This window comes from Paenibacillus taichungensis (assembly GCF_013359905.1).
In the GTDB taxonomy this organism is placed as follows: domain Bacteria; phylum Bacillota; class Bacilli; order Paenibacillales; family Paenibacillaceae; genus Paenibacillus; species Paenibacillus taichungensis.
In genome coordinates, this window is the sequence record NZ_JABMCC010000098.1 from 62,788 (window position 1) to 85,656 (window position 22,869).

Annotated in this window: 18 protein-coding genes; 15 read left to right on the forward strand and 3 right to left on the reverse strand. The window is 47.4% G+C overall.

The genetic code is table 11. The annotated features are described in order from the left end of the window. Positions 1 to 10: 10 nt before the first annotated feature. A complete protein-coding gene (locus HP548_RS04650) occupies positions 11 to 622 on the reverse strand; it encodes a CPBP family intramembrane glutamic endopeptidase (RefSeq protein ID WP_175381045.1) in 612 nt (203 codons plus the stop codon). Positions 623 to 978: 356 nt separating this feature from the next. On the opposite strand from HP548_RS04650, the gene HP548_RS04655 reads away from it, so the two are divergent. The 6 genes from HP548_RS04655 (at position 979) to HP548_RS04680 (ending at position 8,646) form a co-directional block, all read left to right on the forward strand. Further along, positions 979 to 1,923 (forward strand): ABC transporter permease, encoded by a 945-nt coding sequence (locus tag HP548_RS04655; RefSeq protein ID WP_076291380.1) that lies wholly within the window; start codon positions 979 to 981, stop codon positions 1,921 to 1,923. 15 nt (positions 1,924 to 1,938) lie between these two features. Next, positions 1,939 to 2,868, forward strand: a complete 930-nt coding sequence (locus HP548_RS04660) for a carbohydrate ABC transporter permease (RefSeq protein ID WP_175381046.1) — start codon at positions 1,939 to 1,941, stop codon at positions 2,866 to 2,868. Between the two features lie 83 nt (positions 2,869 to 2,951). Then, a complete protein-coding gene (locus tag HP548_RS04665) occupies positions 2,952 to 4,457 on the forward strand; it encodes an ABC transporter substrate-binding protein (RefSeq protein WP_246317933.1) in 1,506 nt (501 codons plus the stop codon). Positions 4,458 to 4,631: 174 nt separating this feature from the next. Continuing rightward, on the forward strand, positions 4,632 to 6,359 hold the full coding sequence (locus tag HP548_RS04670) for a sensor histidine kinase (RefSeq protein WP_175381047.1): 1,728 nt from the start codon (positions 4,632 to 4,634) through the stop codon (positions 6,357 to 6,359). A 3-nt stretch (positions 6,360 to 6,362) separates the two neighbouring features. Beyond that, complete coding sequence (locus HP548_RS04675; protein WP_076291376.1) at positions 6,363 to 7,124, forward strand: response regulator transcription factor; 762 nt, start codon at positions 6,363 to 6,365, stop codon at positions 7,122 to 7,124. 7 nt (positions 7,125 to 7,131) lie between these two features. After that, positions 7,132 to 8,646, forward strand: a complete 1,515-nt coding sequence (locus tag HP548_RS04680) for an ABC transporter substrate-binding protein (RefSeq protein ID WP_175381048.1) — start codon at positions 7,132 to 7,134, stop codon at positions 8,644 to 8,646. 160 nt (positions 8,647 to 8,806) lie between these two features. Here HP548_RS04680 and HP548_RS04685 read toward each other — a convergent pair whose 3' ends face one another. Then, complete coding sequence (locus tag HP548_RS04685) at positions 8,807 to 10,087, reverse strand: glycoside hydrolase family 125 protein (protein ID WP_175381049.1); 1,281 nt, start codon at positions 10,085 to 10,087, stop codon at positions 8,807 to 8,809. 392 nt (positions 10,088 to 10,479) lie between these two features. Here HP548_RS04685 and HP548_RS04690 point away from each other — a divergent pair, with 392 nt between their 5' ends. The 4 genes from HP548_RS04690 (at position 10,480) to HP548_RS04705 (ending at position 15,139) form a co-directional block, all read left to right on the forward strand. Further along, positions 10,480 to 11,430: an ABC transporter permease gene (locus tag HP548_RS04690; protein WP_175381050.1), complete on the forward strand. Its 951-nt coding sequence runs from the start codon at positions 10,480 to 10,482 to the stop codon at positions 11,428 to 11,430. Between the two features lie 16 nt (positions 11,431 to 11,446). After that, positions 11,447 to 12,358 carry a carbohydrate ABC transporter permease gene (locus tag HP548_RS04695; protein WP_099858877.1) on the forward strand — a complete coding sequence of 304 codons (912 nt, stop codon included), beginning with the start codon at positions 11,447 to 11,449 and terminating at the stop codon, positions 12,356 to 12,358. 37 nt (positions 12,359 to 12,395) lie between these two features. Continuing rightward, on the forward strand, positions 12,396 to 14,006 hold the full coding sequence (locus tag HP548_RS04700) for an extracellular solute-binding protein (RefSeq protein ID WP_175381051.1): 1,611 nt from the start codon (positions 12,396 to 12,398) through the stop codon (positions 14,004 to 14,006). Between the two features lie 116 nt (positions 14,007 to 14,122). Continuing rightward, entirely contained in the window at positions 14,123 to 15,139 is a 1,017-nt protein-coding gene (locus tag HP548_RS04705) for a glycoside hydrolase family 130 protein (protein ID WP_076291371.1), read from the forward strand. 24 nt (positions 15,140 to 15,163) lie between these two features. Here the strand turns inward: HP548_RS04705 and HP548_RS04710 are convergent, their stop codons facing one another. Then, on the reverse strand, positions 15,164 to 17,533 hold the full coding sequence (locus tag HP548_RS04710; protein WP_099858875.1) for a helix-turn-helix domain-containing protein: 2,370 nt from the start codon (positions 17,531 to 17,533) through the stop codon (positions 15,164 to 15,166). Between the two features lie 218 nt (positions 17,534 to 17,751). Here HP548_RS04710 and HP548_RS04715 point away from each other — a divergent pair, with 218 nt between their 5' ends. Genes HP548_RS04715 through HP548_RS04735 form a run of 5 tightly spaced genes read left to right on the forward strand, consistent with a single transcriptional unit; the run spans position 17,752 to position 22,438 of the window. Continuing rightward, on the forward strand, positions 17,752 to 18,861 hold the full coding sequence (locus HP548_RS04715) for an amidohydrolase/deacetylase family metallohydrolase (protein WP_099858942.1): 1,110 nt from the start codon (positions 17,752 to 17,754) through the stop codon (positions 18,859 to 18,861). Further along, a complete protein-coding gene (locus HP548_RS04720; RefSeq protein WP_076291369.1) occupies positions 18,839 to 19,951 on the forward strand; it encodes a DgaE family pyridoxal phosphate-dependent ammonia lyase in 1,113 nt (370 codons plus the stop codon). Before HP548_RS04715 ends, HP548_RS04720 begins: the two co-directional genes overlap by 23 nt. After that, entirely contained in the window at positions 19,944 to 20,699 is a 756-nt protein-coding gene (dagF, locus tag HP548_RS04725) for a 2-dehydro-3-deoxy-phosphogluconate aldolase (protein WP_099858873.1), read from the forward strand. The genes HP548_RS04720 and dagF overlap by 8 nt, the downstream gene beginning before the upstream one ends. After that, a complete protein-coding gene (locus HP548_RS04730; RefSeq protein WP_076291367.1) occupies positions 20,692 to 21,705 on the forward strand; it encodes a sugar kinase in 1,014 nt (337 codons plus the stop codon). The genes dagF and HP548_RS04730 overlap by 8 nt, the downstream gene beginning before the upstream one ends. Then, positions 21,692 to 22,438 (forward strand): GntR family transcriptional regulator, encoded by a 747-nt coding sequence (locus tag HP548_RS04735; protein WP_175381052.1) that lies wholly within the window; start codon positions 21,692 to 21,694, stop codon positions 22,436 to 22,438. Before HP548_RS04730 ends, HP548_RS04735 begins: the two co-directional genes overlap by 14 nt. Positions 22,439 to 22,869: the final 431 nt, after the last annotated feature.

Here is a 22,869-nt window from a genome sequence, read left to right on the forward strand (position 1 = left end):
TTTTCAAAAATCATTTCTTATATTTTTTCGCCAGAATAATTCCAATAGAAGTATTATAAATCCCATGGGCAAGCATCGGCGGGATTAACGACCCGGTAAAATAAAAGAGTAGTGCTAAAATCAAACCATTTACAAACACGCCAGTAAGGATACGAGTGGCTCCTTTATATTGGGGAACATGTATTACCCAAAATAGAAATGTGCTTATTAGAATAACGAGCCAATCCACTGTTATTGAGTATCCAATAAATAATCCGATCAGGACACCTCTAAAAAAGAATTCTTCAAACACACCACCACCTATTGCAGATACAGCTATACCACTTGGTCGGATCATTATTTTTTTGATCATATCTGATCCTTCAGTTTTGGGTAGTTCTGTTCTTGTTTTGATGAAAGTAATTAGAACAATAGTTGTAATAAACAAACTAGAAATAAGACCAATGAGTACAGCGGTTAAAATACTAATTTCGTTTGGTATAAATAAGGAGGCTATAAATGGTAACATTTCTCCCCACTTAAATATCCCAATAAAAACCAATCCGACAAAAAGAAATGATGTGAGCGTTAGTGATGCTTTCAACAGGATTTTATACTGTTCCTTTGTATTGGGGTTAGTCATCATAAAACTCCTTTTATCTCATTTTTTTGATTGTAGATTGTGACGTAACGTCCCCCGCAACATTTGCTTTATTTTTAAGAAACTAAGTTCTTGTCCCAAATGGAGGGTAGGAAGATATGTGCCATATCTGATTTCCGGACCTTGAGGGTGACAACTCGCAAGGTCTTTCTATTAGCGGCTTCCTTTGTTTATCGAAATAAGTCGATTAGAAAATCACAATGAAAAATCGATGTGAAATATACGGAAACCTATTGTTTTTTGACTATTGTCTTACGTTTTTGATCTAGGAATCATCTGGCGATTTTCATAGAATTACAACTAATCGAGGGTAGGTTCTACAAGAAGGGAAGAATGATATGGGAGCAAAAGTCACCCGCAAAAGAGTAAGAACACGCTGGCGCAAGCATGATACCGAGCTCACGTTGCTCGTGCTTCCGACCACAATCTGGTACATTTTGTTCAGCTTCTTGCCAATGTTCGGTGTCATTATCGCTTTCAAGAATTTCAAGATTCACGGGAATTTTCTTAGTAATGTTATAAACAGCGACTGGATCGGGTTCAAAAACTTTGAATTCCTGTTCAGTTCGAATGACGTCTGGATCGTAATTCGCAATACAATCGGTTACAACATGATCTTTATTATTCTGGGTATCATCGTGCCTGTGTCACTTGCATTGATGGTTGGACAGCTGCACAGCCGCAAGGCAGCCAAGGTTTATCAAACGATGATGTTTCTCCCGTATTTCCTATCTTGGGTTGTCGTTTCCGCGGTGCTTTGGGCATTCCTGAGCTATGACAAGGGGATAGCCAATCAAGTTCTGACCCATTTCAACCAGGATCCAAAAAATTGGTACATGGAACCATCCTATTGGCCTTATCTCCTTGTATTTATGAACATGTGGAAGGGTCTCGGCTATGGGATGGTTGTTTACTTGGCGACAATCACAAGCATGGATTCGACCTATTACGAAGCGGCCGTCATTGATGGCGCTAACAAATGGCAGCAGACACGCTATATTACGCTGCCCTTAATGAAATTTGTTATTGTGCTGATGTTTATCCTGTCAGTCGGAGGCATCTTTTCCACGGATTTTGGCTTGTTCTTCCAAGTGCCACGGGACTCCAATTCTCTCTACAACGTAACCACGACGGTCGATGTGCTTGTGTACAAACAACTCAAAACCGCGACGGTCGGGATGGCGTCCGCCTCTGCCTTCATGCAATCTGTACTGGGCTGCGGAATGATCCTATTCGCGAACTGGATCGTTCGCAAAGTTGATCCAGAAAGCGCACTGATTTAGAGAGGAGGCAGGAAGATGTCAACACAATCAAGCTACGATTCCGGTCTTGAAAAGTTTAACCGCGTTGGCAAAGGAACGAACATTTTGTTTCACTTGATCTTTATCATTTTAGCCTTGCTGTGCGTAGTCCCTATCGTCGTGGTACTGTCCATTTCAATGTCAAGTGAGGCTTCGATTCGAGAGACCGGTTACCAACTCCTACCGTCGGCATTCTCGGCTGAGTCCTACAACTATATCGTTAAGCAGGGCTCGATGATTATACGTGCACTCGGAGTCTCCGTATTCGTTACGGTAGTAGGCACGCTGATCGGCGTACTGCTCACCACTTCGATGGGTTATGCATTGTCCCGTCCCCAATTCAAACTAAAAGGACTGCTGACATGGATTGTATTCATCCCAATGGTTTTTAACGGCGGTCTTGTCTCCAGCTATTACATCAATTCGACGATGTTGGGATTAAGCAACACAATCTGGGCGCTGATTCTACCCTTAGCCGTGTCCTCCTTTAATGTCATCATCTGCAAAACTTTTTTCAAGACGACCATTCCGGACGGGCTGATCGAATCGGCTGAAATCGACGGAGCAGGTCAATTCCGCATCTTCTTCACAATCGTGCTTCCGATCTCACTGCCTGTTCTAGCGACGATTGGACTGTTTCTCTGCTTCTCGTACTGGAATGACTGGTTTCAATCGATGTTGTATATTGACGACCAAAGCTTGTATTCGCTGCAAGCACTACTGAACAGCCTGATGAGCAACGTTGATGCGCTGGCTAAAAACGCTTCGACGATGGGCATAAGCTATGCTGAGCTTGTCGCCACGATGCCCAAAGAATCGGCACGTATGGCTGTTGCGATCATTATTGTACTGCCCGTTGCTCTGGCTTACCCGTTCTTCCAGAAATACTTTATCTCCGGTTTGACGGTCGGTGCAGTTAAGGGATAAATCGAAATAAATCTGGAAATTTCAGGTTTATCATAATTTTGTACAGGATCGGTGCGTGTTAACTTAAGGGAGGGAATAGAGGAATGAGGAAAAGGTTTAAAGCATGGATGAAAGCTCCGCTTTTGATTGGAGTGGTAACGCTGGCTATCTTTGGTTTAACAGGCTGTTCCGGTTCAGACAACAATAACGCGTCAAACAACACGCCATCGGAAAACTCAGGATCGAATGCAGGCGAAGGTTCCGGCGAGGTACCTACGCTGGTGTGGTGGACGATCGGCGGACAAGTGCCAGCCAATTTTGATAAGGCAATTGAGAAGATAAACGAATATACGGCAGAGAAGATTGGTGTAAAAATCGATCTCCGCGTTGCCAGTTGGGGCGATTGGGACACTAAGATCAATACGATTGTAAACTCCGGTGAAGCTTTCGACATTATGTTTACGAATAACGGAAAATACAGTCAACAGGTCAACATGGGTGCTTTCACGGATATTACCGACCTTGTGCCAAACACGGTGCCGGAATTGCACAGCTACATCCCAGAATTGGTGTGGGATGGTACAAAAGTTGGTGGCAAGATTTACGCTGTTCCAACGTATAAGGATTCTTCATTAACCCAGTACTGGGTGTTTGACGATGCGCTCGTTCAAAAGTACAATATCGACCTCGGCAGCATCAAGACACTACAGGATCTGGACAAGCCATTCCGTGACATCAAGGCTGGGGAAGGCAAAGGGTTCTATCCACTGTCCTTGACTCAGGGAGAGGGCATTAACGGTTTCTTTAATGACTATGACGATATGACTCTCGGCTTTCAGCCGATCGGCGTCAAGGCCGAAGATGAATCCCGTACAGTCGTTTCTGTTCTGGAACAACCGGATATACAGGAAAAGCTGAAGCTCATGCATCAATGGTATAAGGACGGTATTATCAATCCGGATGCGCCGACCAAGATCGAGGCTGACCCTTATCGCCCGTTCTTCAGTGCGCAGGCGTTCCCTGGTGCAGAAGTGAATTGGCAGATCTCCGCGGGTATTGATAAATACGACATGGTTCAAATTCTGGGTCCGATCTATACAACCAGCACAATCCAGGGATCCATGAACGCAATCTCTGCCAACTCCAAGTACAAGGAAGAAGCGCTTAAATATCTGGAACTGGTAAACACCGACTCCAAGCTGCGCAATATGCTCGCCTATGGCGAAGAGGGTGTCGATTTCGATTATGTAAACGACAATACAGTTGAACGGAAAACGGATTCGTGGCCATTGGCGGCCTATACGCAAGGAACGTTTTTCAACATGGCTGTCACAAAAGGCGCACCTGAAGATCAGTGGGATCAGGTCCGCAAACTGAATGAAGCAGCCACTTCATCTTCGATCCTTGGCTTTGCACTGGATATTAGCGAACTCGGCACTGAAGTAGCCAATGTGAAGGCTGTATGGAACAAATACAATTATGAGTTGATCACTGGCGCATCCGATCCAGAGCAGAAGATACCGCAAATTGTAGAAGAGTTGAAGAAAGCTGGCTTGGATAAGATTATGGAAGCCGCCCAAGAACAGATCAACGCATATTTCAAATCATAATCCTTGAGACTTGCGACAATAACCCGAATGGAGCCGTTGTGGCCGTTCGGGTTTTCCAATCTTATTGGAGACATTTGTGTTTAATTTAAGCTTATAACGGATTGATTTGTCCGACAAATAGCTATATGTTAAAACTATAAGTCTCAATATAATCCAACTGCTAAGGAGAGCTGCATGTTTTCCTTCTTTCAAATCAAAATCTACCGCCGCAAATTTATTGCTTACGCGATTTTCACGTTATTCATGGGTCTGATTTTAAGCGTGTTGACCACGCTTGTCTTGCTGCAGCAGTGGTTAGAGAATGCTCAGAATCAAGCGGCAGATGCATTCTCCCGGGTTGAAAGCATTCTTCAAAACGATGCTGAGCGGATTGAAGCCTATTTACAGCGAGTTTACTCTAATAACGGTCTGGTGGCAGACGTTCGTTTTTTTCTCGCCAATAGTGCGGAAGGCTATCTGACGGGAAGACTCCAGAACAGCCGCTATGATCAGCCTCTCGCTTCGTTTCCAGAAGACGTGAAAGCTTTTCTCGGCAGCGGGCAGGAAGATATCATCCAGGTAAGTCTACATACTGAGGAACGAGGCAACGTAGTGCGTTTTGCCAGTAACGGCGCGATGAGCTTTTTGTTTAATCTGCCGAACACGGATGATATATTTCGAGAGACAATCCAAAGAGGATTCGTCATCCGCAAGCAGCTGCTGGACGAAAATCAAATCTCACGCCAGCTCGGTGAGTTTCGTTTTTTGGTCAGCAGTGATGTATTATTCAAAGGCGTGCAGAACAATCGGTGGATTGAAAACGGAGTCGTCAGCACGGCTGGGGATGTCTATCTCATGGACGCTGGAGGCAGAGTCAACCAGGAATTATTCAGACAGGTTGCATTGCACGAACGTAGCAAGGGCTTTATGCAGTTAGGCAGGCTGGACCGCGTGTTTTATGTGATTCATTCGTCCAATGCTTACGACTACCAATTTATAAGTGTTGTAGACATGGCAGTGCTTTTCCGGCAAAAAGCCAGCATGCTAATTACCGTGTTCTTAATCTTTTTGGCAGCTATGGTCAGTTTTCTCCTATTAATCGGATACAATCTTCGTGAAGATGCAGGTTTTCTGCAACGGATTATATATTCCATCCAACGTGTAAAATCCGCCAATTTTACGCCAATCAGTCCGACCCGATATCGGAAGAATGAGTACGGAATGATCGCGAGGGAACTCGACGATATGACGCGTCAGCTTAACCAACACATTCGAACCGAATATTTGCTGAAACTGAAACAGAAGGAAACAGAAATGAAAGCGCTTCAAAATCAAATTAACCCTCATTTTTTGTACAATACACTTGAAATTATCCGATCGTTTGCGCTGGCCGGCCGCGCAGTTGATACGGCTGAAGCGGTAGCTACCCTAGGCTCGTTATATCGTGCAATCGTGAAGAACGAAGATATTATTCTGTTGGGCAGTGAGCTGGCTTTGCTTGAAAAATACTTAAAGATCATGGAATTTAAATATCCGGACAGATTCTATTATCAAATCAATGTGGACCAGGGACTACTGTCTCTGCCTACCGTTAAATTCTGGATGCAGCCGCTCGCCGAGAATTTTTTTGTTCACGGCTTCCATTCGGACCATGAATTTAATCTGCTTGTTGTGAATGGCATTGAAAATAACCACTCATACGTATTGGAGATTGTAGACAACGGGAACTCGATCTCGGAAGATCGATTGGCTGATATCCGCCGCAATCTGTCTTTTATCGGAGACACGGTATCGGAGAGCATTGGCCTGCGCAACGTGTATACACGGCTTCATTTTTTCTATGGGAAAGGCTTTACCATGCAAATTGAAAATAATGTGGAAGCTGGTGTCAAAGTTACCTTAACCATAGCGAAGGAGGCGTAATGTATGTACAAACTTCTGATCGTTGATGACGAGCCACTAATCCTGGAGGGAATCAAGCGAACGCTGGACTGGGAAATGCTTGGCTTCAGACAGATTGAGACCAGCGAAACCTATGGGGATGCGCTAACAAAGGCTGTGGAGTTTTGGCCGGACCTCGCAATTTTTGACGTTTGCATCGGCAAGGAGCGTGGCTATAACGCCATTCACAAGCTTAATGAGCTAGGGCTCCCGACGACCTATATTATGATGAGCGGTTATGGTGAGTTCGAGTACGCCCTGGAGGCTATTCATTGTGGGGTTAAGGATTATCTACTCAAGCCCGTTGAGCGAGCAAAGCTTCAAGCTCTGATTGAACGAGTTATTGTCGAAAATTTGAACGGTACGCTGGAGGGAAGAAATCCGAACTGCCGTGACATAGACCCCATATTGGAAGTGCGCTACGACAGCTTATCCAAGCTAACCAACCGCATTCTGCTGATGGTTAAGGCTGAATACGATCAAAATATCAATCTCAAAGTGTTGGCCAGTCGTTTTCGGATGAACGGAACCTATCTTGGACAGATGTTTCTTAAGGAAACAAAGATGAAATTTTCGGAGTATCTTATGGTTTACCGAATGTTATGTGCACGAGAGCGTATTCAGGCTACAGACGAGAAGATATCGACAATTGCACTCTCCGTCGGTTACGCTAATCTAAACTATTTTTACACGCATTTCCAAGCCTACTTCAGCAAATCGCCTTCAGATATGCGGAGAAAGGAGTAGTCCAGAAATGATACATTCATCTATCTGGAACACATTGATCAAGTCTGTCCTGATTACAGCGATGATGACGCTGCCTCTGTCGGGGTGTATATCAATATCCGGGAAGAACGAGGAATTCGACAGAAGTATCAACACAGTGAATCTGATTTATTATACGCTTGGCAATCCTGACCAGGATCTGAAGATGGTAAACGCTAAAATCAATGAAGTGTTGGCCCAAAAAATCGGAATCACTATTACATATATCAAGATTGGGTGGCAGGAGTACAATGACCGGATCAATACGCTAATTTCGACGGGAACTCCTTTTGATATTGCTTTTACCACAGATTACTCAAGCTATGTTCAGCGAGGAGCATGGCTGAGACTGGACAGCTACTTATCCAGCTTCGGCAAGGATATGTACGACACGATCGACCCCGTTCTATGGCAGGGCGTTCGCATGGAAGACGGCGGCATCTACGGTGTGCCTACGAATAAGGAGCTTGCCGTCCGTATGCAATGGATGTATCCGGAGTCTCTTGTCCAAAAGTATGACATCGACATTACAAAATACAATTCCCTGGAGTCTTTGGATCCGCTGTTACAAATGATCAAGGAAAAGGAACCCTCCTATCAGTTGATGGAGCTGGACAAGGATTCCCAGAACTTCTTCGCCATGTACGGTTACGAATATGTGCTGGATAAACCGCTACCACTGATGGTGCGTTCTCTGAATCCAGATGCGCAAGTTTTCAATATATTTGAGACCGAGGAAGCAAGGCAGGTGCTGGATACACTCCGCAGCTATTACGTCAAGGGTTACATCAATGAAGACGCCGCCCTGCGGGAGAGCCAAAATCTCAAACGCGAAGAACGGGTTTTCTGGAAAGCTGCGGGAGGAGGACCCCTTTCGGAAAATAGTTGGAGCAAAGATCGCGGCTACAAGGTTGTTGCTCATCCCGTGACCCCGCCTTTGATCACGACGGAATCCGTTCGCGGCGGAATTATGGCAATAAACGCAAAGTCAGCGCACCCCGTTGAAAGTGTAAAGTTTTTAAATTTGCTCAACACGGACCCGGAAATCCGCAATCTGTTTAATTACGGTATTGAAGGTGTTCATTATACGTTGGACAAGAACGGACAGGTGCTGCTGAAATCTTCCGGAGACAGCGACGACGATCCAGTCTCAGCAGTTGGCTATGAAGGTGTGCAGTATACGCAAGGAAACTGGTTCATTCTCAAAACGATCGGCGGAAAATTTCCCGATCCGTTGGATAAGTGGGATCAGTTCCGAGCAGCAAACGCAGAATACGTCAAATCGAACTTACTCGGATTCACGCCGAATTTGACCCGTATGTCCATTCAGGTCAACCTTATAAAAATGGTTTGGGAAAAGTACTATCCGAGCTTGATGACTGGCAGTGTGAATGTGGAGAGGGTACTGCCCAAATTCAACGAGGAGCTGAAGCAGGCGGGTCTGGACGAGGTGCGGGTAGAAATACAACGGCAGCTCGACGCTTGGCGTGTTGACCATCCATAAAGGGGAGTTACCGAATACCCGAAAGTTTTCCTAATTTCACTAATCCCTAATAACCGGCTGTGCCTTCCTTCTAAACTGGATGGCACAGCCGGTTCGTCAATAGGTGGAAACGATAGGGTTTTCCTATACTGTCATTTAAAAGTGTAAGGTTTAGATAAGCTTAGACAATTCCTTTGTCCATGGCTTTGCCGATCAGTGTAGCAAACAAACTGTTGGACCAGGCGAACCATTCACGTGAAAAGTCGGCGGGATCATCCGGGTGAAAGCCTTCATGCATATATCCGGTGTCCGCATCGGTCTGAACTAGCATATCAATTAATTCTTTGATCTCCTCATCGTTATCTGCTGTCAGCGCCTGCATGGACAATGCCATATGCCACACATAACCTCCCGGGGTATGTGGACTACCGATGCCTCTGGCATGTTTACCCTCGAAATAGAAGGGGTTGTCGAAGCTTAGGGCAAAGCGGCGGGTGTTCTGATAAATTTCATCCTCCACACCCACATAACCAATATAAGGAATAGATATCAGTCCTGGTGTACCTGCATCGTCCATCAAAGAATAATTACCGTATCCATCCGTTTCGTAGGCGTAAATTCGGCCGTATTTTGGATGATTCACAATTCCATACTTCTGGATTCCGAAGTTGATTTCCTTGCGCAGCTTTGCTGCCCGGGCCGCCAGTCTTTCGTCCTTATAGATTACGCTTGCGATCTCGCGAATATAGTCCATAATCACTACAGCGAACATATTGGACGGAATATTGTAGCCGAACTCACAGCTGTCATCGCTCGGACGGAAGCCTGACCAGCTCATGCCGGTGTAATTGACAGGCATGCCGCGTCCGTTATTGTGCAAAGTTTCCGTATCCTGAAGTGTCTCCCGGATGAAATGGTACGGAGATTTCTCCCCGTGGTACTGCTCTGTTTCGATAACGTTCACGATAGAAGTCAGCGCTTGGTAGCAGGCAGTATCAAAGATATCAGTCTGCTCCGCTTCCTTCCAGTACATATAAGCCAGCTGTACAACGAAGCAGAGGGAGTCCAACTCGTATTTGCGCTCCCACATCCAAGGGTTTAGATTGCAGTCATCCGTAGCTCGGTAATGTTTGTCACTTGCCGTTTCGTTGAAGGCATTGGTGTACGGATCAATATTGACATAGAACATCTGGCGGGCGATCAGGCCGCGGAGAATCCGCTGCAGCGCAGGGTCATGTTTAGCAAAAGGGATATAATGGCGCACTTGCTCCGTAGAATCACGCAGCCACATGGCCGGGATATCCCCGGTAAATACAAAGGTGGTACCGTCTTCAAGCAGCTTGGTTGTTGTTTCCAGCGTATTCGGAAAGCAGTTGCGGAATAGTTGCTGCAATTTCGGATGATGCGCGAGCCGTTCATTGGCTTCAGTAAGATACGTAGTTATGGAAGCTGGCATGTTCATAGTCTAACTCCTCCTGTAAAGTTAAGATTAAGATTGTAGGATTGTACTACCGCAGAACAAAATCTTAATTGGGTTGGCATTCGTAGCAAATGTTTGCATACCTTCCCAATGAACACAATATGTCACATATGAAGTGTGATAAGAGGTTCATAATTCACATATTTGCAGCGATGCTTCGTCTGAAAATATTCACTTCAAGGCAGGCCGGAAAATACCACAGCAACGCGGTTTTACACTCTCTTAACATGACAATGCAGAACCTACATATTTACGGTGTCAACTTTGTTTCACTACACTTCGAATTGTAAGCGTTCGCAAGATTGGATGAGCAAGAATGCGAATCAGCTATATGATTTCATGTAACGAAAAACAACTTAGAGAGGAGTGGGAGAATGAAGGGGAGTTATGCACCAGTATCCGTGAATCCTTCAGTAAAGAACAAATCCCTTGGCAAAAGAATCTGGAAAAATTGGGAGCTCTATCTGTTCATGCTTCCCGTGTTATTGTATTTCCTCGTTTTTCATTACGGTCCGATGTACGGTATTCAGATCGCTTTTAAGAATTTCGTACCTTCGAAAGGAATTACGGGCAGCGAATGGGTCGGTTTTGACCACTTTGAACGGTTTTTCAATTCCTATTTTTTCTGGGATCTGCTATGGAACACGTTCAGCATCAGTTTCTATGAACTTGCTATCGGTTTTCCGCTTCCGATCATTCTGGCGCTGGCTTTCAATGAAGTCCGCAACGGCCCGTTCAAGAAGTCGGTTCAGACAGTAACTTATGCGCCGCATTTCATTTCTGTAGTTGTTATGGCAGGCATGATCATTACTTTTTTATCACCCTCGAGTGGAATGATTGTCCGGTTCATCGAGTTCCTGGACCTACAACCAGCGGCGTTTCTGACTGATCCGGCCTGGTTTAAGACAGTGTATGTCTTCTCGGGCGTCTGGCAGAGCACCGGGTGGGGAACTATTATTTATCTCGCGGCTCTGTCAGGCGTAGATCCCCAGCTGCATGAAGCGGCCATTATGGATGGAGCAAGCCGGTTTAAACGGATGCTGCATATCAATCTGCCGACGATCGTGCCCACGATAACGATCATGCTGATCTTGAATATGGGTAATATACTGGGCCTTGGCTTCGAGAAGATTCTGCTGCTGCAGAATTCGCTCAATATGGAGGCTTCCGATGTAATTTCCACCTATGTATACCGCGCGGGCCTAGTGAACGCCCAGTACAGCTTCTCAACGGCTGTAGGATTGTTTAACTCGGTAGTCAACGTTATTTTGCTTGTTACTGTCAACCAGATCGCCAAACGAACCAGTGAGAATAGCCTCTGGTAGAAAGGAGTTGAAGTCAGTGGTTACTGCCATGAAAGAATCCAGGGGGGACAAGCTGTTTCTGATTAGCACCTATATCTATTTGGGCCTTGCACTGCTTGTAGTTCTCTATCCGCTAATCTATATTCTCAGCGCTTCAATCAGTTCTCCGCAGGACGTCAATTCGGGAGCAATGTGGTTGTTTCCGAAGAATGTGACACTGGACGGCTACAAGCTTGTATTTGAGAACCCGAAGATATGGAATGGTTACTGGAACACGATTATTTACACTGTAGTGGGAACTCTGGTCAATCTGGCCGTTACTCTGCCGGCCTCGTATGCCCTAAGCAGATCTGATTTTGTCGGGCGCCAGTTGTTTATGGGCCTCATTCTGTTCACGATGTTCTTCAGCGGCGGAATTGTGCCGACGTATCTGTTGGTCAAGAATCTTGGTCTCATTAATAGTATGTGGGCATTGATCCTGCCAGTGGCCGCTTCGGTTTGGAATATTGTCGTAGCCCGCACCTTTTTTCAGACGACCATCCCAAAAGAACTGCAGGAAGCGGCGCATATTGACGGTTGTACGAATTTAAAGCTGTTTATACGCATTATTTTGCCGCTGTCGGCACCGATTGTGGCCGTTATGGCCCTGTTCTATGGAGTAAGCCATTGGAACAGCTACTTCCCGTCCCTGATCTATTTAAATGATGAAGCCAAGTATCCGCTGCAGATGGTTCTGCGCCAGATTCTTGTCCTTCAGGAAATGTCGGCCGAAACCACGGGCGCTTCGATTAATGGCGAGGTGGCGAGCGCTATGAATAATAAGGCGGAAACGGCATCGTTGATCAAATACGGAGTTATAGTTGTCTCCACACTGCCCATCGTTGCAGTTTATCCGTTCCTGCAGCGTTACTTTGTCCAGGGGGTCATGATCGGCTCTGTTAAAGGCTAAACAATAGAATGTTTGTATAACAAGGGAGGAATTATTCATGCAGATTACACGCAAACCATGGAAGCTTCTGCTTTCTTCGGCTCTAGTTCTTACACTGCTGGCAGGCTGCAGCAATTCAAATGAAGGTGCAGCGAATAACAGTACCGGGGAGGTCGCTGTTAATAAAGAAGGTTTCCCAATAGTCAATGAATCCGTTACTTTGACGCTTATGGCGCCGGATGTAGGAATTCAGAACTGGGAGAAGATGGCGGTGCTCCAGCAGATGCAGGAGAAGACCGGCATTAAGTTGGAATACAAGAATGCACCGAAGGACAGCTTCGAGACCAAGAAGAATTTGGTGCTCGCCAGCGGGGATTACCCGGATATTCTTTATGCTGCCGGTCTGACGACCGCAGAGCAGATGAATTATGGAGAGCAGGGTATCATCATACCCCTGGAGGATCTGATTGAAGAATACGCTCCCAATTTCAAGGCACTGCTGGAGGAGAATCCGGATGTCCGCAAATCAATTACAGCACCGGACGGGCATATCTATTCCTTGCCGGTAGTAGAACTTAGCCAGCACTGGTACCGCAATCCGATGTGGTATAACGGGGATTTCCTGAAGGCGTTGAATATCGACAAGCTTCCCGAAACGACGGAAGAGCTGTATACCTACCTGAAACGTGTGAAGGAGGAAGATCCAAACGGCAATGGCAAAGCCGATGAAATTCCGATTTCCTCAGTGACAACACCCGCTGCGAACCTCCGCGATATCCGTACCTGGCTGCTTGGCGCCTTCGGTATTTATGAAGAAGAAATTTACGTGGACGATGCGGACAAGGTGCATTATACACCGCTTGAAGAAGGTTATAAGGAATATTTGACCTATATGAACCGCCTGTGGTCCGAAGACCTGTTGGATCACGAGAGCTTTTCGCAGACGGCAGAGCAGAAGAAGGCCAAAACGCAGAATAATCAAGTTGCCCTCTTCTCAGACTGGCATGCCTACATGTCCAAGGGCGGAGAGCCTTCGACGGCAGATCCGATGTTTGCGCCTGTACGCAGCGAATCCATTGCTGCTCCTGCGATTGCAAAGAACAGAGGAATCACAACTGGTGCATTTGCCATCACGGAAAGTAATCCCACTCCGGAAGCGTCTATGCGCTGGGTGGATTATCTCTATTCTTATGAAGGGGCGATGTTCTTCAATAAAGGGCCTGAGGGAATTCTCTGGGAATATACTGACAAAGAGAATCGGGTCAAGAAGTACTTGCCTGTACCGGACGGGAAGGAGATGGAAGATTACCGGGCAACTCTGACGCCCAACTACGGCATTCCAGCTCCAACCCTGTCCATGGATGATATTAGTAAGGGGCTGAAGACAGACTTTGACCTCTGGGTAGAGCAGGAAACCCAGCAGAAGCTTCTTGATAAAGGCGCACGAATTCCATACCCGACCTTGTTCTTCACCGTGGAAGAGCAGACCGAAATCAGCAGCCTCAATTCTGATTTGAGAACATATGTGAATCAGATGGAAGCGAAGTTCATCACGGGTGCCGAGCCGCTTACGGGTTGGGATAATTATGTGGCGACCGTCAAGAAAATGGGTGGAGAGCGTGTAGCTGAAATCAACCAGGCTGCCTATGACCGGTGGAAATCCAACTAATCATGCTAATGCGGTTCCGTGAAGATTTTCGGCGGAGTGATCAGTTTTTCTTTTAAACCCTATGAAGTCCAGACGAGCAAACTATACCATGAACATGAATTGCAGGAGGAATAAATATGCAAATCACGAGACATCCGGATAATCCTATTGTTGTCCCGGGAGGATATGAATGGCGCAAGGTTACAGTTTTCAACCCTGCAGTCATCATTGATAACGGCAAATTTTATATGATTGAGCGCACCGCAGGTTCCCTGACGCCATGTAAGAATTATCTTGGTCTGCTTGAGAGCGAAGATGGCGTAAACTTTACCCATGTGAGGGATGAGCCGATTGTGACGCCAGATATGCTGGGGTTCCCTTATGGCAGTGTGCAGGACCCGCGGATTGTCAAAATTGACGGGACTTTCTATCTGAACTACGCCCTGCGCCCCTGTGCAATGAGCTATTATCCTACAGGGGCAGGTGTCCCCTTGCGCTCTATTCCCGAATATCCGGATGGGTGGGGGGAAGAAGAAGGGCATTGGCTGACCCGGTCCTCTATTCTGAAGTCGGATAATCTATTGGATTGGGAGTTTGTGGCGGACACGACACCACTTGATATCAATGACAGGGACAACATTCTGTTCCCCGAGAAAATAGGCGGCAAATTCGTGCTGCTGCGCCGCCCCGAGGAATACGTGGGAGAAGACTATGGAACGGATAATGCGGCCATGTGGATTACCTACTCCGAGGATCTTGTGAACTGGGAAGAGCCCAAACTGCTCGCCACCGCCGGAAGCCTGTCCTGGGAATCGCGGAAGATCGGAGGTTCTACGCCACCGGTACGCACGGACAAGGGCTGGCTGGTGCTCTATCACGGTGTTGATGAGGATATTGTCTACCGTGTGGGAGCGATGCTGCTGGATTTGGAGCAGCCAGAGAAAATCATTGCCCGGACAGCTAATTTTATTATGGAGCCGGAGACGTACTATGAGAAGTTCGGGTTCCAGATTCCGAATGTCATCTTCCCTACCGGAAATGTGGTCAAAGACGGACTGCTCTATATCTATTACGGGGTAACGGATACAGCGATTGCGCTCGCAACGGTTCCTTTGAATGAGCTGGTGGAGCATATTCTCCAGGAAGCGCAGTAGCAGAACAACCTATAAAGTGAAAGTTTAGCTTTTCTGAAAGGGCGGAAGGTCCGCCAAGTTAACCGGTCTTTTCGCAGCAGCCCCCTTCAAGGCATGTTCCTTGCGGTACTGCCCCGGCGTCAGACCGGTTTCTTTTTTGAACTTGCGAATGAAATTAGGCGCATCCAAATAACCGACCTGCTCAATAATTTCTTTGAGCGGTGCATTAGTGCTTTGTAGTAGCCGGATGACCTCATCCATACGCCGCTGCCAGATATATTGTGAGAAATTGCTGCCGGTCTTATCTTTGAAGCTACGGCTTAGATAAGAGGTTGAAATGGCAAACTTAAGCGCCACATGCTCCAGGCTGAGGGTGTAGTCTGCGAACTGCTTGTCCACATAAGCCAGAATGTCATCCATTAATGAAGGCTCGCTTGTCTCCGTATTTTGTTCGACCTGCGCGCAAATAGCAGAGGCTAGAGAGAGCAGACGGTTCTCAAGCTCTTCGAGGGTCTCAAAGGAGGTCAATTCCGGCATATTGGCGAACACTTCATGCATGCCAAACTCGGAGGCTGTGCGCAGAAAAGCGTTCAGCAAATCGAAGCAGATGCAGCGCAGCAGATGAACCTGCAGCGGCTCGTCTTTGATTTTATCAATGGTATCAGTAATCATCTGGGCAGCAACCGATTCATTGCCTTGCTTCAGGCTCTGCTCCAGCTTCAGCATGGATTTACGTGGAATCCAGAAGCTCTGGGCAGCGGAAGGGACTAGCTCTACGAGCTGCTCGAAGTAGGATACCTGTCCGCTACGCCGGATCATTCGGTGCTCCAAAGCTGCAGCGGCTTCGATGAAAGATTGATTAAGGAGAGCCAGGTCCCGGTAGGCCATGCCAACACCGATACTTAGAGACAGCTGCGAGTGTTTGCGGATTACCTCTAGAATGGCTTCAATAACCTGCTCCATACGGCTTTGAACCGGTAAGTCCGTATCGTCAGGAAGTGAAATAATCAGAGCAAACTGGTCCTTGACCGCGAATTCCACACCGAAGATCTGTGCATCGGGACCAGACAGACATACATTGCTCAGTATTTCCTGCAACAGATGGCGTTCCTGCCAGGACTTGTCACCTGGCACAGTTTCATCCCAGGACAGGATCGCCGAGAAATAGAGGCCTTTTCCCTGAGGATGTTTGAAACCTGCGCTGAGAATCATCTGCTCAATTTCAGGATCATCCGGTTTGCCATGCTTGAGCAGCAGCAGCATGCACTGATTACGGACGAAGGGTTCCTGAAGATCAATTCTGGCACTGTAATCGTGGAGAGTCTGCCGAATCCATTCCCATTCATTGCGGAGCTTGGGAGCGTCATTGCCACTTCCTCTCAGCTTCGCAAATTCCATTAGATCCCTAATTGGATGGTACTGCCGTTTGGCCAGCAGCAGTGCGGCAGCTATGCCGGTAATGACTGTTATACAGAAGACGATCAGAATCAGGGTCTGGACATGGGCGACACGACTGAAGAACTGGAAGCTTGGCATCGTTGTCACATAGGTCCAGCCATTTTCTTCAGATTTTACGGAAACGACGGAGTATGGTTCCCCGTCCAGCTCCAGATTATGAGTACCTGGCTCAAGTGCGGATAAATTTTTAAGTTCCTCCTGGGGAAGGCTGACGCCATTATTGTTCGCTGTTAACACCTCTCCGGAGGGACCAAAAATATAGCTGCTACCGGAGAAATCACTCAAAATCGAATCCATGACCCCGGTAAGATTGGATTCTTTCATTAAATAGAGAACAGTCCCGTACGGAAACGGGTCATTCGGTTTGATGGGTACGAGCATGACGAGCATCGGATCCATTCGGGAATTGACCGTCACATTCTCGGCGGGACGTACCAAAGGCTGCCGAGTTTCATTCAAATCCCGTCGCAATTCTTCTGAGGTCCAGCGCTCGAATTGATAGAAGGAATCAAAGGTGACATGAAGATTAGCCAGACCGCGGTATGAATAGATGTTGGAATCGCCATGAAAATAGAGAAGCAGATCCTCTGCTATGTTACTGCTGGCCTTGTAATTCGCCAGCGTCTGAATCGCCTCCAGACCGTAGTAAGGATGCCGAACCATATAGGGGGTCAAATGCCTGTCATAGGCGATTCTGCCCGCTAGTTCCTGGAGCTCTTTCATACGACTATCTATGGTGCTCTTCACTTGATTGAGCTGATTGACATTGGATTGTTCAATTTCGACACGCAGGCCCTTGACAGCGTTCTCATAAACGAAAATGGTTACACCAGTTAGAGGGATAAGAAATATTAGGATGTAGGAAAATGCATATTTCAGCAGAAGCTTTGATTTGAAATGATTCCAGCTGAGCTTGAACCTATTGAGCAAGGATGGCTTGGGTGCCGGATTTGCCATAAAGCAGTCCCTCCAGAGTTAGATATTCGGATGATAAATCTTGGGATTATAAATCACTGTTCTCTTCTAGATTACACCTGTGCTAATATAAACATTATAACATTATAATCTTTAAAGTGGAGCAGCTATCCAAGATTATTATTAAATTTAGGGATGTATTGCTTTCAGGAGATTAATCATTTTTTGAATTTTTCTTTATACCGGGGTTGATGAAGGAGATGGGAAGAGTGGGCACAGAGCATGTGCTGCGCAATTTGCAGCTTGTGGATGGGCGAATCATGGATATAGCCATTCAGGATGGGATTATCACCGCCATTACACCTGCATCTCAGGCGGAAGGAGAGAGCGGGCTAGACTGTTCCGGGTTATATGTGTCCAGCGGATGGATTGATCTGCATGTGCATGCTGTACCGGAGCTTGATCCCTATGGCGATGATATCGACGAAATTGGTGTAAAGCAGGGCGTAACAACACTGGTGGATGCCGGAAGCTGTGGTGCAGACCGAATCGGAGCTTTGTATACCGCGAGTCTGAAGGCTGATACCGAGGTGTTTGCTCTATTGAATATTTCAAGAATAGGGCTCGAACGGACAGATGAACTGTCTCAGCTGGAATGGATTGATCAAGACAAGGTTCTGGAGGCGGTAGCGACCTATCCGGAATTCATCGTCGGTCTGAAAGCCCGTATCAGCCAGAGTGTTGTCAAAGATAGCGGTATACAGCCGCTCAAGCTGGCACGCACACTGTCGGAAGAAACGAAGCTTCCGCTTATGGTGCATATCGGCTCCGCTCCACCCGCGATATCCGAGGTTCTGGAGCTGCTGCAACCGGGCGATGTAATTACCCATTACCTTAACGGCAAGTCCAACAATCTGTTCCAAGCGGACGGAACACCCCTGCAAGGGTTGCTGGATGCAGTTGCCCAAGGAGTTCATCTGGATGTGGGGCATGGCACGGCGAGCTTCTCCTTCCAGATTGCAGAACAGGCCAAGGCGGCAGGCATTGCGCTGAATACCATCAGCACGGATATCTACCGGGGCAACCGTCTGAACGGACCGGTGTACAGTATGTCAAATGTGCTGACGAAATTTTTGATTCTCGGCTATAGCCTGGAAGAGGTCATCCAAGCTGTTACAGTCAGCGCAGCGGAGTGGCTCGGCAAACCGGAGCTCGGACAGATAAAGGTGGGACAGCAAGCCAACTTGACTTTGTTTGCACTGGAAGCAGGTGAGAAGCTGCTTAAGGACTCGGAAGGTGATGTTCGGGTCGCGCAGTATTATATTGAGGCTAAAGGAGTTTTTACTAATGGATCATTCATTACAGGCTAGATATGGATTGAAACGTGTTATTAATGCCAGTGGAAGAATGAGCATCCTTGGTGTTTCCGCACCAACAGATTCGGTCATGGAGGCAATGAAGCAGGGCGGACAGAGTTACGTGGAAATTGCGGATCTTGTGGACAAATCTGGAGAATATATTGCACGGCAGCTTGGTTCGGAAGGGGCGGTTGTCGTGAACTCAGCATCCAGCGGCATTGCACTGTCGGTGGCAGCGTTTGTGACTTCTGGAGATCCGCGACTCAGCCTTCGGCTGCATCAGGAGCCGGTACTGAAGAATGAGATTATTATGCTGAAGGGCCATAACGTGCAGTATGGAGCGCCCGTTGAAACCATGGTATTCCTTGGCGGAGGCAGGGTGGTAGAAGTTGGATATGCAAATGAAGGTCGCAAAGAGCATATTGAACAGGCAATTGGTGAACGCACCGCAGCCATCCTTTATGTCAAATCCCATCACGCCGTCCAGAAGAACATGATTTCTGTAGAGGAGGCGTGGGATGTTGCTGTGCGCAGAGGGGTGCCACTGATCGTCGATGCGGCAGCGGAAGAGGATCTGCGCAAATATGTCCAGTACTCGGATCTGGCGATCTACAGCGGGTCAAAAGCTATTGAAGGCCCTACCTCCGGCATTGTCGCCGGCAAAATGAAATATGTCGAGTGGCTAAAGGTACAGCTGCACGGGATCGGCCGCAGCATGAAGGTCGGCAAAGAGACCACCTTCGGGCTGCTTCAGGCTTTGGAGGAATATCAGGACAAAGCCGACAACAGCGAACGGGAGAGGCAGGCGCTGGAGGCTCTTCAGCCGCTTGCCGGGCTTCCTGGAGTTTCGATCCACATCGTGCAGGATGAAGCGGGAAGAGCGATTTTCCGTGGGCGCATCCAGATTGATTCATCTGTTGCAGGAGTGGATGCGAGGCATGTCAATGATCTGCTACGTAAAGGCGTAATTGCGATATATACAAGGGACTATGGGGTTAAGCAGGGGTATTTCGATATTGATCCAAGATCGCTTCAAGGTGATGATCTTCAAGTCATCGTCAGCAGAATACATGAAATCGTGGGGGGAAACAAGAATGAGTAATATTCAGCAGCGTTTATATAAAAACAGAGCCGCTCTTAATGTACTGGCCAGCAGTATTGAGAACGCGAAGGAAGTGTACGAGGCAGCGGAAGGATATGTTTTGGTAGGCGTGCTCTCGAAGAATTACGCGACGGCATCGGAAGCGGCAGCCGCGATGATCCAGTACGGTCAGACGATTGAGGACGCTGTATCTATCGGATTGGGTGCCGGAGATAATCGACAAGCTGCAGTGGTTGCGGAGATTGCCTCAAGCTATCCTGGAAGCCATATCAATCAGGTGTTTCCAGCAGTCGGGACAACCCGCGCTAATCTGGGCGCCAAGGATAGCTGGATTAACAGTTTGGTCTCCCCTTGCGGACAGCCAGGCTACGTAAATATTTCAACCGGCCCCGTCAGTTCAGGTACGACTCCGCATGCTATTATTCCGGTACATGCTGCCATCGCGCTGGTTCGTGACATGGGCGGCAATGCGTTGAAATATTATCCAATGCAGGGGTTGAAATTGGAAGAGGAGTACCGTGCAGTTGCCAAGGCCTGCGGGGAATCCGGGTTTGCTCTGGAGCCTACGGGTGGAATCGACCTGGAAAACTTTGGACCCATTTTGGAGATTGCACTTCAAGCTGGGGTGCCCCAGGTTATCCCGCATGTGTATTCATCTATTATTGATCCGCAGACGGGAAGTACGAATGTCCAGGATGTCGTCAAACTGCTTGAAACGATGAAATCGCTGGTGGATCGGTATGCCTAGGATTGCGGCTTTTGGTGAAGTGATGATGCGGTTGCAGGTCCCGGGCCATGGAACGCTTGTCCAGAGCAATACGCTGGATTATTCTTTTTCCGGCAGCGGGGTTAATGTAACGGCAGCGCTGGCTGGGTACGGTCATAACGGTGCTCTTATTACCACTTTGCCGGAAACACCAGTAGGCGAAGCGGCAATTGCTTATCTGCGCAAACTTGGGGTGGATACTTCACTAATTTGCCGGGGAGGTAAGCAGCTGGGGATGTACTTTCTGGAGAATGGCTTTGGAGCCCGCCCCGGCAGAGTCACTTACACAGATCGACTCGGCAGCAGTTTCAATACCGCGGAAGCAGGTAATTACGATATGGTTGCTCTTGCCTCCCGGATCGACGTTCTTCATTTATGCGGTATTACGCTGGCTATGAATGAAGGCGTTCGCAAGCAAATGAAACGGCTTGCTGCGGAAGTGAAGAGTGCCGGGGGAAAAGTTGTTTTTGACTGCAATTACCGTCCTGCGTTATGGGGAGCGGATGGCTATGCCAAGGCCCGCCCACATTATGAGCAACTGCTGGAGCTGACGGACCTGGTGCTAATGAATGAGAAGGACGCACAGTTTATCCTTGGATTTGGAACCGGAGAATATGATAGAATGACACAGTTGAAGCAAGCGATTCCCGAAGTGGTTGAGCGCTTCGAAATCGGAACGGCAGCGGGAACCCACCGTGAAATTAACGCTGACCATACGCATTCCCTGACAGGATATATTTATCAGCATGGTACGTTTCTATTTTCTCGCAAGCTGACTTTCCCGGTGTATGACCGGATCGGTGCCGGCGATGCCTTTGCCAGCGCCGTCATTCATGGGGAATTGCAACAATATCCGCAGCAGCAGACGGTTAATATGGCAGCGGCAGCAGCGATGCTCGCCCATACCACTCAGGGTGATACAGCGCTTTTTACCGAGAGCGAGGTGCTCCGGGCGCTGTCGGACCATACCTTAGATGTTGAAAGGTAGTGAACAACGAGTGTCTTTGAAACGAAAGCAAGGTCCTTTATATCAGCAAATCCAGAAAATTCTCAAAGACCGGATTTTGCATGGCGTGTATCCTTTAGGGAGCATCATCCCCTCCGAACCGCAGCTGGAGAAGGAATTCGGTGTCAGTAAAATGACGGTCCGCGGCGCTGTTCAAGAGCTGTCCCAAGAAGGTTATGTGCAGAAGAAAAGCGGTATCGGAACGATTGTCATGCGCAATACCTCCCATCAGAAGCTCTCTAAGGGCAAACGGTTTACGGAGCTGCTCGTAGAAGAGGGCCACAAGCTGGAAAAGAAACAGCTGGAATCCCGGTTAATTGCGAATGAAGCCGGAACGGAAGACTATGACCGCTATGGGCCGTATTGTCAGCGAATTGAACGGCTCTATATTTTGAATGGACAGCCTTATATTCATCTGATACACTTCTTGGCTGCAGTTGCATTGCCCGGTGGAGGTACGGCAGAAATGGTCACAAACATTCAGTCGCTGTATGACTCACTGGAGGAGAACGACATTGCGCTGGAAAACTTCAGAGACCGTTTCTATGTAGAGACGGCCCCCCCTGAGGTGTGTCAGTTGCTGGAGATTCCACCAGGGACGCATGTACTCAAGCGCCTGCGTAACTCCTTCGACGGAGAAGGAAGACTTATTGAGCACAGTATTGGCTGCTATAACACAGAGCTTCATCATTATCTGGTCAATTACGACACTTGAAGTCTCTTAAACAGTAACCGGAAAGTTCGGAAGCAGCGGTGTAGTTTGAGGAACGGCTTGTAGGCGAGGCGTTGCAAACGGCTGAGAACTTAGGGAAATGAAGGGTAGTCTGAATTGAAGCTCATACCAGAAGTTAAACCACGGAATACCGTGGTTTTTTTGTTTTATCGGTAAAAGCTTTTGTTCTGTAATACGTTTTGATATGACATGCTTGGTGCTCTTTAGATTAAAAAAAATCATCAACAAAACAATAGAACTATTCCTGTGACAGCATACATATGTGAATGAATAACATTTTCTTTGAAAAATTGATGCACTGAATCCACAATTTACAAATTTACTAGAAACTTTTCCCTGAAACTAGCGTCTAATACTATGACTTTTTGAGAGTGTAAACATTACTTGGGAGCAGAAGGAGCCAAAGACAAAGC